The organism is Paenibacillus donghaensis (assembly GCF_002192415.1).
Lineage (GTDB): Bacteria > Bacillota > Bacilli > Paenibacillales > Paenibacillaceae > Paenibacillus_AQ > Paenibacillus_AQ donghaensis.
Genome location: NZ_CP021780.1, coordinates 5,777,570 through 5,794,104 on the forward strand (window position 1 = coordinate 5,777,570; position 16,535 = coordinate 5,794,104).

General features: G+C 52.7%; 15 protein-coding genes. 2 read left to right on the plus strand and 13 right to left on the minus strand.

Annotation, left to right across the window (positions count from 1 at the left end; all coding sequences use genetic code 11):
• Positions 1-48: 48 nt before the first annotated feature.
• From B9T62_RS26165 to B9T62_RS26210, 10 genes are all read right to left on the minus strand, one after another.
• Complete coding sequence (locus B9T62_RS26165; RefSeq protein ID WP_087917966.1) at positions 49-780, minus strand: Cthe_2314 family HEPN domain-containing protein; 732 nt, start codon at positions 778-780, stop codon at positions 49-51.
• Positions 781-956: 176 nt separating this feature from the next.
• On the minus strand, positions 957-1,886 hold the full coding sequence (locus B9T62_RS26170) for a COX15/CtaA family protein (protein WP_087917967.1): 930 nt from the start codon (positions 1,884-1,886) through the stop codon (positions 957-959).
• A 136-nt stretch (positions 1,887-2,022) separates the two neighbouring features.
• A complete protein-coding gene (locus tag B9T62_RS26175) occupies positions 2,023-2,367 on the minus strand; it encodes a thioredoxin family protein (protein ID WP_087917968.1) in 345 nt (114 codons plus the stop codon).
• Between the two features lie 125 nt (positions 2,368-2,492).
• The gene (locus B9T62_RS26180; protein WP_087917969.1) at positions 2,493-4,121 is read right to left on the minus strand and encodes a putative polysaccharide biosynthesis protein; all 1,629 of its coding nucleotides are present in this window, start codon (positions 4,119-4,121) and stop codon (positions 2,493-2,495) included.
• Between the two features lie 35 nt (positions 4,122-4,156).
• Complete coding sequence (locus tag B9T62_RS26185) at positions 4,157-4,588, minus strand: DUF456 domain-containing protein (RefSeq protein ID WP_425436705.1); 432 nt, start codon at positions 4,586-4,588, stop codon at positions 4,157-4,159.
• 154 nt (positions 4,589-4,742) lie between these two features.
• Positions 4,743-5,519, minus strand: coding sequence for a Cof-type HAD-IIB family hydrolase (locus B9T62_RS26190; protein ID WP_087917971.1), 777 nt, complete (start codon positions 5,517-5,519; stop codon positions 4,743-4,745).
• Between the two features lie 52 nt (positions 5,520-5,571).
• Positions 5,572-7,659 carry a peptidoglycan D,D-transpeptidase FtsI family protein gene (locus B9T62_RS26195; RefSeq protein ID WP_087917972.1) on the minus strand — a complete coding sequence of 696 codons (2,088 nt, stop codon included), beginning with the start codon at positions 7,657-7,659 and terminating at the stop codon, positions 5,572-5,574.
• Between the two features lie 40 nt (positions 7,660-7,699).
• Positions 7,700-9,778 (minus strand): peptidoglycan D,D-transpeptidase FtsI family protein, encoded by a 2,079-nt coding sequence (locus B9T62_RS26200; RefSeq protein WP_245864070.1) that lies wholly within the window; start codon positions 9,776-9,778, stop codon positions 7,700-7,702.
• A gap of 121 nt (positions 9,779-9,899) precedes the next feature.
• Positions 9,900-11,045: a transglutaminase domain-containing protein gene (locus tag B9T62_RS26205; protein ID WP_087917973.1), complete on the minus strand. Its 1,146-nt coding sequence runs from the start codon at positions 11,043-11,045 to the stop codon at positions 9,900-9,902.
• A 34-nt stretch (positions 11,046-11,079) separates the two neighbouring features.
• The gene (locus B9T62_RS26210) at positions 11,080-11,529 is read right to left on the minus strand and encodes a hypothetical protein (RefSeq protein ID WP_087920433.1); all 450 of its coding nucleotides are present in this window, start codon (positions 11,527-11,529) and stop codon (positions 11,080-11,082) included.
• 291 nt (positions 11,530-11,820) lie between these two features.
• Between B9T62_RS26210 and B9T62_RS26215 the strand changes: the two genes are divergently transcribed.
• Both B9T62_RS26215 and B9T62_RS26220 read left to right on the plus strand, forming a co-directional pair.
• On the plus strand, positions 11,821-13,011 hold the full coding sequence (locus tag B9T62_RS26215) for an MFS transporter (RefSeq protein WP_087917974.1): 1,191 nt from the start codon (positions 11,821-11,823) through the stop codon (positions 13,009-13,011).
• A 909-nt stretch (positions 13,012-13,920) separates the two neighbouring features.
• Positions 13,921-14,277, plus strand: a complete 357-nt coding sequence (locus tag B9T62_RS26220; protein ID WP_087917975.1) for a DNA primase — start codon at positions 13,921-13,923, stop codon at positions 14,275-14,277.
• On the opposite strand, the gene B9T62_RS26225 is transcribed toward B9T62_RS26220, so the two are convergent.
• From B9T62_RS26225 to cyoE, 3 genes are all read right to left on the minus strand, one after another.
• A complete protein-coding gene (locus B9T62_RS26225) occupies positions 14,255-14,545 on the minus strand; it encodes a hypothetical protein (protein ID WP_087917976.1) in 291 nt (96 codons plus the stop codon). The two genes, B9T62_RS26220 and B9T62_RS26225, sit on opposite strands and share 23 nt — an antisense overlap.
• 230 nt (positions 14,546-14,775) lie before the next feature.
• Entirely contained in the window at positions 14,776-15,393 is a 618-nt protein-coding gene (locus B9T62_RS26230; protein ID WP_087917977.1) for an SCO family protein, read from the minus strand.
• A 16-nt stretch (positions 15,394-15,409) separates the two neighbouring features.
• Complete coding sequence (gene cyoE / locus B9T62_RS26235; protein WP_087917978.1) at positions 15,410-16,342, minus strand: heme o synthase; 933 nt, start codon at positions 16,340-16,342, stop codon at positions 15,410-15,412.
• Positions 16,343-16,535: the final 193 nt, after the last annotated feature.

Genomic DNA, 16,535 nt, shown 5'->3' on the forward strand with positions numbered 1-16,535 from the left:
AGTGAGTTCACGGATTATTGTCAAAGGAAAATTTTGCGCAGATGCAGCTTATTTCGGGCTTTCGCCTTTGGCTATACTGATCGCCCACTGCTGGTTGCTGCTGCTGTATACCTTGCTGAGCGTTCTGCATACCATCTCCAGCACTTGCTCCAGATCCCGCAGATGGCTGTCAATATCCTCAAGCCGGATCTTGTCATGCAATCCCTGGTGCCGCTGCCACAGGTCATCCTGCATCTCGGCATTCATATAATGAATCTCCGCGTTGCGGCGCTTGCGCAGGTTCTCAAGGGGTTCACTGTAAGTATTCTTGATGCTGTTCAGCTGCTCAGCAAGCACGGAATGCTCATGCAGCGTCTGAAACTGGCGCAATACGGTGAAATAGGAATAATGCGTTTTGACTTTGGATGTATTGAGGTTATAAAGACTGTTCAGCACCGTACCGAGCTTGTCCAGCAGGGAGAAGACGCGGATGAAGCCGTTCTTGTAGAAATAAACGTATCGCGCATATTCGCCCTGCTCCATCGAAGACATATCATCCATATATCCGGCAATCACCGACTTCCGGTAAAAGCGGGCCGCGAACCAGCTCTGCTCCAGCTCATCCAGCGAAGAGATCAGCCCGCGGGTCCAGATTTCCTGCTTGCGGCATTCATGGTCATGATCCTCATGACTGTTCATTTCCTTCCGCAGCCGTGCTGCGACTTCGGCCATATGGTTCATGGCCTCGGCCAGCACTCCGCTGTTCACACGGGGCGGCTCCCCGAGCAATATCCGCAGCATATCGTTTCACTCCTCCGGTTGGGTCTGCTTCAGGCGATTTTTATTTTTTCTCATTATTGTCCCTCATCCAGGTTGCGGTTATCCATCAGCTGAACGGATGAACCGTTCGTTAACAGTGCCGCGAGTCTCTACAAACTGCCTGATATCCCGGTAGTGAGTGTTGGCGGCCCACCAGCCTAGCTGAGCTGCCAGACGCGGACGCTCATATAACATAAAACTCCGAACAAGCCGGCAATCAGCACAATATGGGTCAACGCTGCGAAGATATACAACTTGTCATTAGCTAACGTGTACACCACAGCCGCACCGCTGAGCACCTGCAGCAGACACAGCAGCAGAGCTGCCACTCCGAGCGCGCGCAGCTCCGGGTGGGCCTTCAGTCTCCAGTAAGCCAGATGGGCAAGTAGCGCTATCAGCAGGAACAGCAGCAGCGCAGCTATCCTGTGCATGAACACAATACCCACACCGCCGCTAAGCTCGGGTACCCATTCTCCATTGCACAGCGGCCAGCCTGAACACCCTCCGCTTGACTCCGTATGGCTTACAAAAGCCCCGATATACACGACGACGTAAGAATAGACCGCCGTTAGCCAGGTAAGGTTGCGGAAGAAACGGCTAACCGGGAGTCGCACTTGCCCCTGGCCCGGCTCTTCATTCTGTTCCCTGGATTGCAACCATCTCCTAGTGCCCAGTGCCAGCATCAAGGAGCTGGCGAAGGCAATCAGCGAGAAGCCCATATGCAGCGCCATAACAGGGGCTGACTGCGACTTGACTACTGCAAGCGCTCCCATCCCGCCCTGAACGACAACGAACAGCAGTGTCAGACGGGCACACATCAGCAAATCACGACGATCGCGGGCATAACGCCAGAAGCCGTACATCGAAGTGAGCGATAGCAGCCCGGCCAAGCCGCTGAACAGGCGGTGGGTATATTCGATCATCGAACCGATGGTGTAGGCAGGGATGAGCTTGTCGTGACAGAGCGGCCATTCATTGCCGCACTCCAGGCCGGAGCCGGTTTTGGTCACTACTGCACCGCCGAACAGCGCAATGAACATGATCAGACAGGTTATGTAGCTAAGCCATTTCAACTGCTGAATTCTCAAATAGGATCACCCTCATCCTCGGGATTGATAAGAATTAGCTTACTGGCTGTCAAGAATAAACGGCTTCGCCGTCCTCTTATATTTTTACAAAAAAACACCGCTTCAGCTCAGGAAAAAGCAAAAGCGGTATGCGGTCTTACTTGTGAATGCTCTGGTATACTTCAATCGCTGTATTCAGAAAGTTCTCAATCTCTTCGCGCGATTTACGCAGCTTGCTGACAAACCGGACAAGCTCCCTGCCATCGCTATAGGCTACGAAGCTGGGAATGCCAAGAATGTTCTGTTCCTGGCTGACATCGCCTACGGCCTCCACATCCACCTCAACGAGAGTTAGACGGTCTTTATAATTCTGCTCAACCTCAGGCATAAAGGGATCAATAAATTTGCAGTCGACACACCAATCCGCCTTGAACACAGCTATGGTAAGCCGCGGAGATTGAATCGAAACCTGAAATTCTGCAGGAGATTTAATCGCGTCCATTCTTCATCCGTCCCTTCTCGTTTAAGTTTTATTGCCGTTTATCTTGTTTCTTAAGTGAAGCAAAATGTTGCTCAGAAGTCAATCAAAAGCTTAAAAATTGGAGCATCTTGCAGCATGACTGTCTGCTACTCACGCATGCGCACACGGGCGGGCTGCAGCTTCATCAGAGGCTTAAGCAGTTTCTGCAGCGCACGCGGATAACCGGAGATTTCAGCTCTGGTGATTACGCCCAGCACCACAAGCAGCACCAGATAAATCACGACCACAGCCAGTCCTACCACCAGGCAGGTAATCAGAAAAGCGAGACGTGCAGGCATCAGATCGGTAAGCATAATCCCGGCTGCGTTAAGCCCGTAGCCTATCCCCCCGGATACCAGCGTTGCAATGGCGAAACCGCCCCAGCGTTTGCCCATAATCTGAAAGGGCACGATGGACTTCAGCATCCGCAGATTCAGCAGGGTAATGATGATGAAGCATATCGCCGTTGCAGCGATGATGCCGTATATCCCGAACAGCTTGCTGAGCAGCACACTGGCGATCAGCTTCACAATAATGCCGGCAAGCACGTAATACATCGAAATACGCGCTTTGCCCATCCCAAGCAGGATGGAGTTGGTTGTCATCATCGTGATCTGAAAAATCGTGCCCAGGGTCAGCATGGCAATAATTCCGCTGCCCTCAAGCCCTGCGAAGAGCAGTCCATTCACCGAATAAGCGGCAGCAGCCAGCGCGATCACAATCGGCATGCCGGTAAGGATCGAGATCCGCAGGGCAAGCGTAATCTGCTTCTGCATATGCGCTACATCCCGGCGGGCGAATGCAGCCGAGATGACAGGAATCAGCGAGGTGCCCAGCGCGATCGCCAGCACCGGCGGAATACCCGCGACACTCTGGGCCCGGTTCGTTAGTATGCCCAGCACATCTGTTGCATTTGCACGGCCGATCTGATCCATCAACAGCGGAACGGCGAGCGAGGTATCAATAACATTGACGACAGGAATAGTCAGTGAGGCGAGCACAATCGGAATCGACATGGTAAAAATATCCTTGTAGATTCCCCAGATCGGCAGCTTCTGGGCCACATCATAATTTAACCCCTGTTCCTTGTCCTTGCGGCTTAGCTTGACCGCGAAATAGATCATCACGCCAAAAGCGGCAATACTGCCCAGCACACTCCCGAAGGAGGCTCCGGCCGCAATGGTCGTATTGTTATATCCCTGATGCAGCAGCAGATAAGCCAGCAGAATGGCAGTCAGCACGCGGGCGATCTGCTCAACAATCTGCGACACCCCGCCGGCCATCATATTATTGCGGCCCTGGAAATAGCCGCGCATCATCGCGATGGCGGGAAACAGCAGCAGGGCAGGGGCAATCGCTCTGATCGCCATCGCAGATTCCGGCAAATTAACGATATGGGTGGCATAGAATGGCGCACCTATGTACAGCAGGATCGTCATGATTAATCCGGCGGCAACAGAGAACAGCAGCGCGGCATGATAGACCTGTCTGGCTTCTTCGGGGCGGTTCAGGGCATAACGCTCGGAGACCATTTTGCTGAGCGTACTCGGAATCCCCGCAGTCGCTACCGTAAGCAGCATCAGATAAATATTGTTCGATACCCCAAATGACGCACGGCCGATACTATCAAAAATATGGTCGAGCGGCACCCGCTGGGCCAGCCCCAGCACACGGGCAATCAGTGCGGCGGCGGCCAGAATCAGCGTGCCTTTCACAAAAGATTCTTTCTTGGACAAGCTGTTTCCCCTTCTTCACAATAAAATTTATATCATTAGACAATCCAGATGAAAAAGAGGATGACCATGATAAGCTGCAGCACAATCTTGACTACCGTGCTGCTGAGCAGGCCCAGCATGGAACCGGCTCCTACCTTGGCGGCTTTGGAGGCGTTGGAGCCTGCAATCAATTCACCGATAAAAGCCCCCAGAAAAGGGCCGATAATCAGGCCAAAGGCCGGAATCACAAAGGGCCCGATAATGATCCCTATCGTGCTGCCGATCACCGAGGCGCGTGAGCCGCCGAACTTCTTGACGCCCCAAGCCCCCACGACATAATCGGCTATGAACAGCGCAACCACAATTACGGTCTGAATGATCCAGAACCAGACATTGAAGGAAGCGAAGGAAAAGAACCATCCATAGACGAAAAAGGCAAGGTAAATCGCAAGCGCCCCCGGCAGAATGGGGTATACCGCTCCCGCCATACCGACGATAAACAATAAGATAATCAGAGTCCAGCCCAGGATCGCCAATTCTATAGCCTCCTACTAGTTTTGATAGCATACGCTTCTTTGATTTCACTTCGCAAAACTGCTTCGGAAGCATACACTTAGTTTTGATAGCATACGCTTCTTTGGATCACTTCCCGCGGCGGCCCCCGCCTGAGGTGGCCACTTCAGACAACACATACTTCTGAATCACTTCTGCAATGCCGTCCTCATTGTTTGAGGCTACCACGGCATCGGCTTCCTGCTTCACGGTCTTCTGGGCATTGCCCATAGCTACTCCGAGTCCGGCAGCCTGAATCACAGCCAGATCGTTCAAGCTGTCACCGACAGCAACCACCTCGGACATGTTGATTCCCAGCAGCTGGCATACCTGCTCCACACCGGTGGCTTTATTGACGCCGAGCGGATTGATCTCCAGGTTATGGGGAGAGGAATTCGTAATCTCCAGTCCGCCCATGTCCTGCAGCAGCAGCAGCAGCTTGTGGCGCAGCTCATCATCCTCTGTGTGATAACCGAATTTGAGCCATTCCCGGCCGCTCACATCACCGTCCCAATTGTCCTGCTTGTGTACTTGATCGAGGGAATACGCCCAGAACCAGATGTCATATTTCTTGGCGATGCTGTACATCTGCGATACCAGCTGAGGGTCCATCAGCGAGCGGCGGTACACTTCATGCGGCGCACGCCACACCTCGCTGCCATTGACCGTTACCATTGGGGTCTGCAGTCCCAGCTGTTCGGCATACGGCAGGGCGCTTTGGAAGGCTCTGCCCGTGGACAGGCATACATGCACGCCGGCGTCCACAGCCTTTTGAATCCATTTTACCGTTTCAGGGGTAATGATCTGTTCGTCATTCAGCAGGGTTCCATCCATATCCAGTGCAAGCAGGCGGTATTTGGCAATCATTGCCACCCCTCCATTTCTTGTTTGCCTTCCTAAGGAAGGCTGTTTAGTTGTGTTACTCTGTGGCAGCGTCAGTGGCGTCAGTTGTTTTCTCAAGGCTCTTTTTGGGCACGCCGTCCAGGCCGTATTCCCAGTCATAGGCATCAAATATTTTACGTGCCACCGGAGCAGCACTGTTGGAGCCGAATCCACCGTCAGGAATTACTACAGCTACGGCCAGCTTGGGGTTCTCGCGTGGAGCATAGGCGATAAAGACCCCGTTGTCGCGGTTCTTGCCTTTGCTGTCCGTCTGCTCGGAGGTACCGGTCTTGCGGGCAAATGGGTACGGAAAATCATCGAAGGCACTCACCTTACTGACCATACCCCGTTTGATCTCTGCCCAGAAGGATGAATCAAACTCAGTCGCTTCATCCAGCACCTCACGTTTGAACTCCTTGACCACTTTTCCTTCGGTGTCGGTAATCTTGCTTACCAGCTGTGGCTTAATCCGTATACCTTCATTGGCGAGGGTTGAAACATACTGGGCAAGCTGCAGCACAGTATAACGTCCCTGCTGCCCGAAGGAGGCATAGACCAGTGCGGCTTGAGCACTGCCTGCGGCTTCGGTGTTTGTGTAGTTAATTTGTCCCAGAAATTCCTTCGGAAGTCCGCTGCCCGTAGACACACCGAGTCCAAATTCCTTCATATATTTATCCCACACATTCACGCCTTCATCCTGGTATTTCTCGTACAGCTTTTTCCCAACCCTATCGACCATAAAGGCATTGGAGGATTTCTCAATCGCTTTTGCCGGGTCCATGCCGCCGTAGACGTGCCCGGATGCATTTCTTACTTTGGCTTCATAGCCTTTTTTACCAAAAGTGGCATATCCGACATCTGTATACCAGCTGTCCGTGCTGAAGAAGCCTTCATTCAAGCCTATAAGCACGCTGAGCGGCTTAATTGTAGAGCCCAGCAGTACGGTAGAATCGAAGTTATGTCCGGACCGCCCCGAGGAGTAAGGCGTAATCGTACCATTCTGGTAATTGCCCATGATTTCGTTCCAGACCTTCGGGTCCAGCTTGTCGGCGGTCCACACATTGGTATCATAGTCCGGCATACTGGCCATAGCTACTACATTTCCTGTATCTACCTCCATGGCTACAGCGTAGCCGGTTTGGGCATTTGGGTGGGTTTTGCCCTGAACAGAATTGGCGTGCAGCCACTTGATCTGATCCATAATGGCTTCTTCGGTCTTCATCTGAACACTTTTGTTGATCGTGGTCCAGATATTATTGCCTTTGACCGGAGGAACTACCTTCTCGATCTTCTCCGCCATGTTCTGTGGATTGACGGATATTTCCTGATAACCGTTCTGTCCGCGCAGCTCACGCTGGTACTGCAGCTCCAGGCCGTCATAACCGACGATCTCATCATCCTTGTAGGTCAGGCCGGCCTCCGGGTTCACTTTCATGTTGCTCAGGATATTTTTGTAAATGGCAAGGCTGTCGGATGAGGTAAAAGGTTTAATATAACCTACCGTCTGCACAGCTACCGTATCCTTGTCGTAATGACGGGTACTCTCCTCCACTACTTCCAGTCCGGGGTACTCTGCCTTATGCTCCATGAAATAGGCCACTTCCTCTTCGGACAATCCAGCCTTGATCCGGCGGGCATAATACCCTAAGGATTTGCGGAAATCCAGATCGAGCGCCTTGAGCACATCTTCCTCGGTCAATACCTTGGCTTTCTTGTCACCGTATTTGGCGAAATTGGCGGCCAGATTGGCAGCCAGCGCATCTGATTTGGCTTTGGCCTCGGGCGTAATCTCCAACTTGCCTGTCGCTTTATTTTTTTTCTTCTCCGTATACTCTTTATTAAGCGTAATATAGAGCGATTGAAGCGGTGTAGAATAAGCCAGCTCTTCTCCGCCCGCAGCGTAGATTACCCCGCGCATGGAAGCCAGCGGCACATTTTTGATATCCCGGCTGGTTTCCACCTCGGTTAAGGTGGGACCTTCGACAAACTGCAGGATGGCAAGACGTATAATAATGACACAGAATATCACAAACGTGCTGAAGAAAAACACGTTAATCCGCAGGCCTAAGGAGTTTGTGCTGGGGGGCTCGTCGGTTGGCGGGGCCTGTTTACGGAAATAACTCACAGTTTGCTTCTCTCCTTTTTACTCTAAAATAAGCTGATTTCTATTCAGTTTCACCAGAGCTTGCAGCGAGGCTTTTCTTAGGAATTCCGTCCAGACCATATTCCCAATCATAGGCGTCGAAGATTTTGCGGGCGACCGGCGCCGCACTCTGGGAGCCGAAGCCGCCGTCAGGAATGACTACCGCTACAGCGAGCTTGGGCTTATCGCGCGGGGCATAAGCGATAAATACCCCGTTGTCGCGATTCGCTCTGGCCTTGCTGGACCATTGCTCTGAGGTGCCGGTCTTGCGGGCAAAATCATAAGGGAAATCATCAAAGGCCTCCACCTTGCTGTTCATCCCCTGTTTGATAACGCTCCAATAAGCAGGGTCGAATTCCACCTTGTTCAGCACCTCGCGCTCAAAGCTCTTGACCAGCTTGCCGTCGGCATCGGTAATGCGGCTCACCAGCTGCGGCTTGATCCGTTCGCCTTCGTTGGCAAGTGTAGCCGTATACTGGGCGAGCTGCAGCGGTGTGAATTTGCCTTGCTGGCCGAATGAAGCATAGACCAGGGCAGCCTGGTCTGTTCCTGTATAATCCTCGCGGCGATAGTTGAATTCACCTGGATACTCCTTGGGCAAACCACTTTCGGTACTGACCCCAAGGCCGAATTGCTTCAGATAACTATCCCATACATTCAGTGCTTCGCCCTTGTATTTGTTATACAACCGCTCTCCGACCATGTCGATCATAAAGGCATTGGATGAGAATTCAATGGCCTTGGCGGGACGAATATTATTATAGACATGGCCCGAGGAATTGCGGACCGAGGATTTGTCGTCCTTGCCGAAATAGGCAATCCCTTTGTCGTTGTAAGTTTCTGTAGTAGAGAACAGACCTTCATTTAACCCAATTAGCACACTTAATGGCTTGATGGTTGAGCCCAGGAAAACAACAGATTCGAAATCATTGCCCGAACGGCCGGAGGATTTAGGCGTAACCGTACCATTCTGATAATTGGTTTCGATTTTCTCCCAATCCTCAGGCAAGAGCTTTTCCCCTGTCCATATGTTGGTATCATAGTCAGGCATGTTCGCCATGGCAACTACGTTGCCTGTATCCACTTCCATGGCTACGGCATAGCCGGTCTGCGCATCAGGATGGGTTTTGCCCTGCACGGCGTTGCTGTGCAGCCATTTAATTTGGTCTGTGACCGCCTGCTCGGTCTTCAGCTGTATATTTTTGTTAATCGTCGACCAAATATTATAACCTTTGACGGGTGGAACCAGCTTCTCCACCTTCTTGGCCATATTCTGGGGATCAACGGAGATTTCCTGGTAACCATTTTTGCCGCGCAGCTCACGCTGATATTGCAGCTCCAGACCGTCGGCCCCGACGGACTCATCCGGCTTATAAACCAATCCGGGGTCTGCATCACTTTGTTTCATCGCATTGCGGATATTCGTATAGATACTGTAGCCTGTTTCCGTTGATTTGAACGGTTTCACATAACCCACTGTCTGTACTGCAATCGTATCGTTGTTATAATGCCTGAGGTTTTCCTCCACAATGCTTAGTCCAGGATACTCATCCTTGTGCTCCATGAAGTAGGCGATCTCTTTTTGCGACAGGTCTGCTTTGATCCGGCGGGGCACATAACCCTGGTTTCGCTTGAATTCAAGATCGAGCGCATCCAGCACACCCTCCTTGGACAGCTGCTTGGCGGCAGGATCGCTATATTTGGCGAATTCAGCGGCCAGTCTGGCGGCCAGTGCATCGGACTTCTGACGGGCCTCGTCAGTCAGCATATCTTTGTTCTGCTCTTTGTCTTTTACCTTGGCAGTGTATTCCTTCGTCAGCATCATATAGAGCGACTGTACCGAGGAGGAATAGGCCAGCTTCTCGCCGTTCGCGGCATAGATCACTCCACGTGCTGCTGCCAGCGGCACCGTTTTGACATCACGTTTGGTCTCCTCATCTGCCAGACTTGCGCCTTCGGCGAACTGTAGCGAGGCAAGGCGGATAATAATGATGCAGAAGATCATAAAGGTACCGAAGAAAAAAATATTCAGACGCAAACCAAGGGAACGGGGGGTAAGTTTTTCTTCCGGCAGCGGATTCGGCTTACCAAACACTTTCACAGCCACTTCTCTCCTTTGAGATTACAGGTTAACGTAACGTTCAGCAGCATTCGACAGCTCGTGATGACATGCTGGTATTGTACCATATAATGAGAGACCTCCGCCCCCGCAGGCACCGAGATCAAAGTACGCTTTCCGCGATATGTGTATCCTTGAAATCCTTGGGGTTGAACCAGTCCCCGCTGCCTGCCCAGGTTGGGTCAAGCGGAATCCAGCTCTGCTGATCGCTGAGGTATACTTCATTCCAGGCATGCGGACCATATCCGCCCCGCCCGTCATACCCTCTTCCCGTTACCACACGCACCTTCAGGTCCTGTGAGCGGGCCATCAGGGCATACAGCCGGGCATAATCAATACAGACTCCGATCCGGGTATCGAAGGTGTCCTGCGGGGTCTGCTCCTTCCAGATCCGGTTCTGCTCATAATTCTCGGCCTTGTCATAATCATAAGCGATTCGCGTGCCCACCCAATCGTAGAGCAGCTTCGCTTTCTCTTCTTCGCCTTCAGCTTGTCCGGCAATCTCCTCGGCAGCCTGCGCGATATCGGCAGCAATCTGATGATCAATCACTTCGTATTTACGGCGGAGAATATCATTCATCTCTGCTGCCACCGCTTGGGTTAACACCGGCAGCTTGCTGCGGACCGCTTCTCCGGCAAAAGGCTGGATTACCGCAGCCGCACTCTGCGTGTATACCGGTGAGGACTCCACATAGTTGCTGAAGCTGCTGTCGGGGTTAAGCGCCACCCCGACAAACAGTGCCAGCACCACGAGCAAGGCTCGGGTCAAGCCGATCAGACCGCCCACTGCAGCCCCGCCGAGCCTGCTCAGTGCTGAAACCTCCCGATCGGCCGCTCTTCCCTGGCGGTGGGGCAAGCGGAATGGCAGCAGCAGGAACAGCAGCCCGATCAGCAGCCGGATCAGGCTGTAGGCCAGCAGCAACAGCAGCAGGAACCTCACCAGCGGAGAGCCAGCGATGACGGAGACGGCTGTATAATAGATCTGCTGCCACTGGCTAAGCTCTGTCGCGGGCAGCTCCTTCGCGGCGGCCCAAGCCTGCACCCAAGGTGACAGATAGGCTGCTGCAGGCACTGCCAGAACCAACGCGGCGGCGGCGGATAAGCCGCTGCCCAGCAGCCCGAATAACCTGCCGCTGGAGCGGGCGAAACCTCTGCCCCAGCCCTGCAGCAAGGAGAACAGCACAATCAGCAGAAGGGCAATGGATATGGCGTTGGCCTCCGTTACACTTTCAAGCCATTCCTTCAGCAAAGTCCATCCCCTCTCTTTCCTTCAACCTCATAGGTCAACTACCGGCATTCTGCTGTTTGCGCGCCTGGTCGATGAACGTTTGGGTGGTCTCGGTAATGCTCCATTTTCCCAGACTTACACCGCGGAACGTAACCTCCACCTTGTCTTCATTGGCCGCACCCTTAACCTCCAGATTAGGGGAAGTGATCGTGAATGTGCCGTCGCCGCCGGAGGTATATTTAGCCTCCTTGGCTTCGTTCAGCATTACCTCCTGCGCTTCTTTCTTCAGGGTGCTGACCGTCCCGTCCGTCACCTTGCTCACTGTATCTCCGATCTGATCGAGGGTAACCCCACTGTAAATAAACAGACCCACCACAATAATAATCACGATGGCCCATTTCAGCACCGTCTTGACCAGATTGACAACGGCAAACAACAGGACAAGTGCAATAACAATAACGAGCCAATTCTCTCTTATGAACTGTGACCATACTTCCATATCCAACACAACCATAACACCCCTATCGTCTGATTTCGTTCCCACTTTGTTTCTTATTCATATTCCTGTCATTACTCTCAATTATTATACATGAATGTTATCTATAATTCATGGTTCCCAGGGCGGACGCTATGGAGACAGGCTTAGAGCAGCTGCGGCTAAAAAAATGCGGTATAAGCCCTCCCCGTCCCACGTAAAGTACAAGTAGTTGCTGTCCCGCTGTTTCTTTACGGGTACGGCAACCATTCAGCCAGCCGGCAAGCGCTCTGCTTGGGCTGGCCTGCGGAGGTGTTCAATGTGAAAACTGCGCTGTGGCTGTATCTGTTTCTCTTCCTGGCCTTCTTCGATCTGCATGCCCAATACCCGATTCTGACTCCCTTTGCCGTCTCTTTAGGCGCGGCCCCCGCCTTCATCGGCTGGATGATGGGGATGTATTCACTGACCCATCTGCCGGGCAATCTGCTGGCAGGCGTGCTGGTTGACCGCAACGGCAGCCGCCGTTATATCGTCTTCAGCCTGGTAACCGCCGGAGCGATCCTGCTCCTGCAGGCGCACGCGCAGCTGCCGTGGCATCTACTGGTGCTGCGCGCAGCCAGCGGCTTTGCGCTGGCTTTCCTGTCACCGGCGTGCATGACGCTGCTGGCTTCGCTCTCCGCCGATCCTGCCCAGCAAGGCAAATACATGTCCGGCCATGGGATCATCCATACACTGGCGTCGGTCGTTTCGCCCGCCGCAGGCGCATTTATTGTGGCCAAAGCCGGATATGCCGGCACCTTCAGCACCCTCGGCTGGCTGCTGATTGCTACTGGCATCATGGCCTTCTTCAGCGTCCCCGCGCCTGCGCGCCTGCCTACAGGCCTGAAGGCAGCGCCTGCGCTGCTGCCGCATGAGCAGCCGGCAGGCGAAGGCGGCGACAGAACGGGGAACACGCATGGCACCAAACGTTATTATTTGCTGCCTTTTTTTGTCGCCTGCTCGCAGGGGGTACTGTTCTTTGAGCTTCCCATGTCGCAGACAGGCAGCAACGCCGTTCTCTCGACCGGCATTCTGCTCTCGCTGCTCAGTCTGGGCGCGCTGCTGACGCTTGGCATGCTGTTCCTGAACCGCGTCTCACCCAACTTACGCATTGCCTGCGCCTTGCTGGGCATGGCGCTAAGCTTCTTCTGCCTGGCTGCCTTCAGGCAGATTCCGGTCGGGCTGATCCTGTTCTTGCTGGGAGCAGCCAAGGGCATCCTCTTTCCGGCGATGGCTTCGCTGTTCATCAGCCTGGCCGGACCGGGACGTATGGGCCGAACCTTCTCGATGCAGTCGATAGCGATGTCGCTCGGCGCGTTCGCCGGGCCGGTGGCTGCCGGACAGCTGCGGACGGTGATCTCTCCGTATTTCATAGCTTTCCTGCTGCTGATGACCGCGCTGCTTCTGCTGCCTCCCGGCAAGACGCATAAGCTCGCAGCGCAGCCGGCGGAATGGGAGCGCCGGACAGCGTGATATTGTCGCTGTTGTTTGGTATCAAATTAGGTCCAGCGATTTCAGATCCTGCGACTGTCTTCCTATAATCTTAAAGCTCTAAATAGTAACACGTTGGTGGCTATGGGGAGAAACTACCGTTAAATCCGTGCCCATGTCAGGTTTCCATAGAATATGGGGAATTTACCACTAAATCGTCCATTGATGACCTTTCGGATAGGACGCGATTAGCAGTAGAAGTTCCCCATAACCTCACCAGAAATCCCATGCTGGCGTAGTAGTGAGGGTTGGGCCTTCGCTTCCTTCACTTAAATCAACTATCGTTGGCACAGTGGTCCACCCGGCGAATGGATGAACAAATTCCTGCAAAAGTACATCTTTTCAGCGCGGTTAGCTAGTCCGCAGACCAAATTCCTGCAAAAGCGCATCCTTTTAGAGTAAATAGTGTCCTTTCGGCTGATCGAGAAGTAAATACCTGCACTTTTGCAGGCATTACCTTATTAATCCGCTAAAAGACTAAAAAGCCTGCACTTATACAGGTTTCGATTCAGATATGGCGAACCTCTGTCTCCCGAATCGCCAACACGGCATACAACTAACTTCGATTCTGCGATCAAACTTGATTAGGTCAGGTCGGGTACGCTCCAACTCCGAAAGCAGCTGCACTTAAACTAACCAATATCTCCATAAGATCAATAACCTGAAAAAATCAGCTACAATTAAATGGGTTGGGATTCGATATCTTATCATTCCGATGCCTACGTAGTTACCCTCTTTCAGCTTATTCCGCATTCTTGCGGCAATCAGATTATGACATTTCCCGGGGAATGAATACAAATTGGCCTGCAGCCTGTTAAAAATGACGAACCTTAGGTAAAATATACAAAAGCCTGCAGAATACCAATGAACTACCGGGGGTGTCATCAGCTTATGTCCATTGTTATTATTGTCGAAGGCAAGAATGACCGCAGTCGGCTGCGCCGGGTGCTGCTGCCTGAAATTGAAATTCTATGCACCTTTGGCACACTGAATTCGCTGAAGCTGGAGTCACTGCGCAAGAAGGCGGGCGACAGCGAAGTATTTCTTTATATGGACAACGACAGCTCCGGCAAAAGAATCCGTGGTGTGCTGCGCGACGCCTTCCCGGATGCCGTCCACATTTACACGCGGCGAGGTTACGCCGGGGTAGAGGGAACTCCCGATGAATATAACATCACCCAATTGGAGAAAGCTGGTCTGGAGGAATATATCATCTACCCGGAGCCTATGTCGTTCCTGCTTCATTAACAACAAAAAAGGGGTGCACCGCAGCCGTTTCACACCTACGGGACACCCTTTTTCTTTCCTGCACCAGAGCAAGTATCTGCGAACGAAAGGCATTTTTGCCTCTCATCCCGCCCATACAGCCGCATCCGCCGAATTCAAAGGCATTTTTGCCTCTTATTCCGCCCACATAGCCGCATCCGCCGAATTCAAAAGCATTTTTGCCTCTCATCCCGCCCACATAGTCGCATCCGCCACATTCAAAGGCATTTTTGCCTCTCATTCCGCCCACACGGTCGCATCCGTCGAATTCAAAGGCATTTTTGCCTCTTATTCCGCCTACATAGCCGCATCAGCCGAATTCAAAGGCATTTTTGCCTCTCATCCCACCCGACACAGCCACATCCGCCGAATTCAAAGGCATTTTTGCCTCTCATCCCGCCCACATAGCCGCATCAGCCAAAGGGGGTGCCCCGCAGCCGTTACACGGCCTGCGGGACACCCCCTATTCATGCTTGCGCTCTACTCCAGCGCCAGCGCCTTAACAGATTCAGCCAGGAACTCCGGTGTTATGTTCTCGGTGTCGCCGGCTTCATAGAGCGCACGCAGCCTGTTATTGCGGTCCACCAGACCAATCAGGTTGGCATGGGCGAAATTTTCCTTGTTGTTGCCGGCGATCAGCACCTTGAAGGACTGGGCGGCCAGCTCGCGCACCGCTTCCTGGTCCCCGCGCAGGAAATACCAGCCGTCGTAATTCACCTTGAAGCGGTCAGCGAACGTGCGGATCGCCTCGCGGGTATCCCGCTCAGGGTCAAAGGAGATGGAGACAAACTCCACATCCTTGCCGAAGCTTCCATCTTCCAGCAGCAATTTCTGAGTCTGAGACAACATAAAGGTGGTTACCGGACATACATCAGGGCAGTCAGTGAAGAAGAAATAAAACAGCCTTGCCTTCCCCTGCGTATCCGCCAGGGTAACAGGTGTACCGTCCACATTCTCCAGCGTAAAGTCCTGCACCTCGCCAATCACCGGCAGTTTCTTCTGCCCAAAGTCCAGGGAGGTCCACACCAGATAGACCGCCATTCCCAGCGCCAGCAAGAGCAGCAGCCAGGTCCATTTGTACCGCTTCAAGGTCTGCATCCCATGCCCCCTTTAATTAGCCATGAACAGTATTCAGCACAAGCACAATCAGACTGACCGTGAGGTAATTAATGGAGAAGAAAAAGCTTTTTTTGGCCCAGGCATCATCATCTTTGGCACGGAAGCCCATCAGATTGAGGATAAACCAGCCCAGGGAGAGACCTGTGGAAATAATCAGATAGAAAATTCCGGCATAGTCGTAGGCATACATCAAAAAAGGAATCGGGAGCAGCAGCAGCACATAAGGTATCATCTGGTATTTCGTGCGCAGCGTTCCTTTGACTACCGGCAGCAGCGGGAACCCGGCAGCGCGGTATTCCTCCTTGCGGCGGATGCCAAGCGCCCAGAAATGGGGAGGCTGCCACAGGAACAGCATCGCGAACATCAGCCATGCCCCAAGATCCACCCGGCCGGTAACGGCAACATAGCCGATTACAGGAGGCATTGCGCCGGAGATCGCTCCGACCGATGTGCTCCACGTAGATGTTCGCTTAAGCCAAAGGGTGTATACTACTACATAAACAAACATGCCGACAATTCCGAACAACCCGGCCAGCACGCCCGAGAACGCAAACAGCACAGCCAGCCCGGCAATTCCCAGACCGATGCCATAGAGCAGTACAGTCTGTGGCTTCAACCGGCCAGTCGGCAGTCCGCGTTCACGGGTCCGTTCCATCTTCATATCCAGATCACGGTCAAAATAATTATTAAACACACAGGCTGAGGCCATGACCAGCATGGTGCCAAGCAGCGTAAGAATTAATCGGCCATATTGAACATCCCAGCCCGAGGCCAGCCAATAGCCGGCAAATGCAGCAATCAGGTTGGAGCGGATAATGCCGGGTTTCGTCACTGTAATGAAATCACGCCAGCTTGCTCCTTCAGGGGGCGACTTGGCAGACAGAGCTGCGGAATCGGCCGAAGCTTGATAAGTCATATGATTGTCCACGCTTTGTGTTCCTCCTTCTAACGTTTCCGCCGAGCGATTGGATATCGCTGTTAACTTTATCATATCAAACCGGGAAAGACTTTGACAATGAATGGTCCAGATGTTCATTAATTCGACAATTTCGTGAAATAATTATTTCTTCACCTTAAATAACTTAGCCTTAAATTGGGTAGTTATTAATAGGGTACTTCCG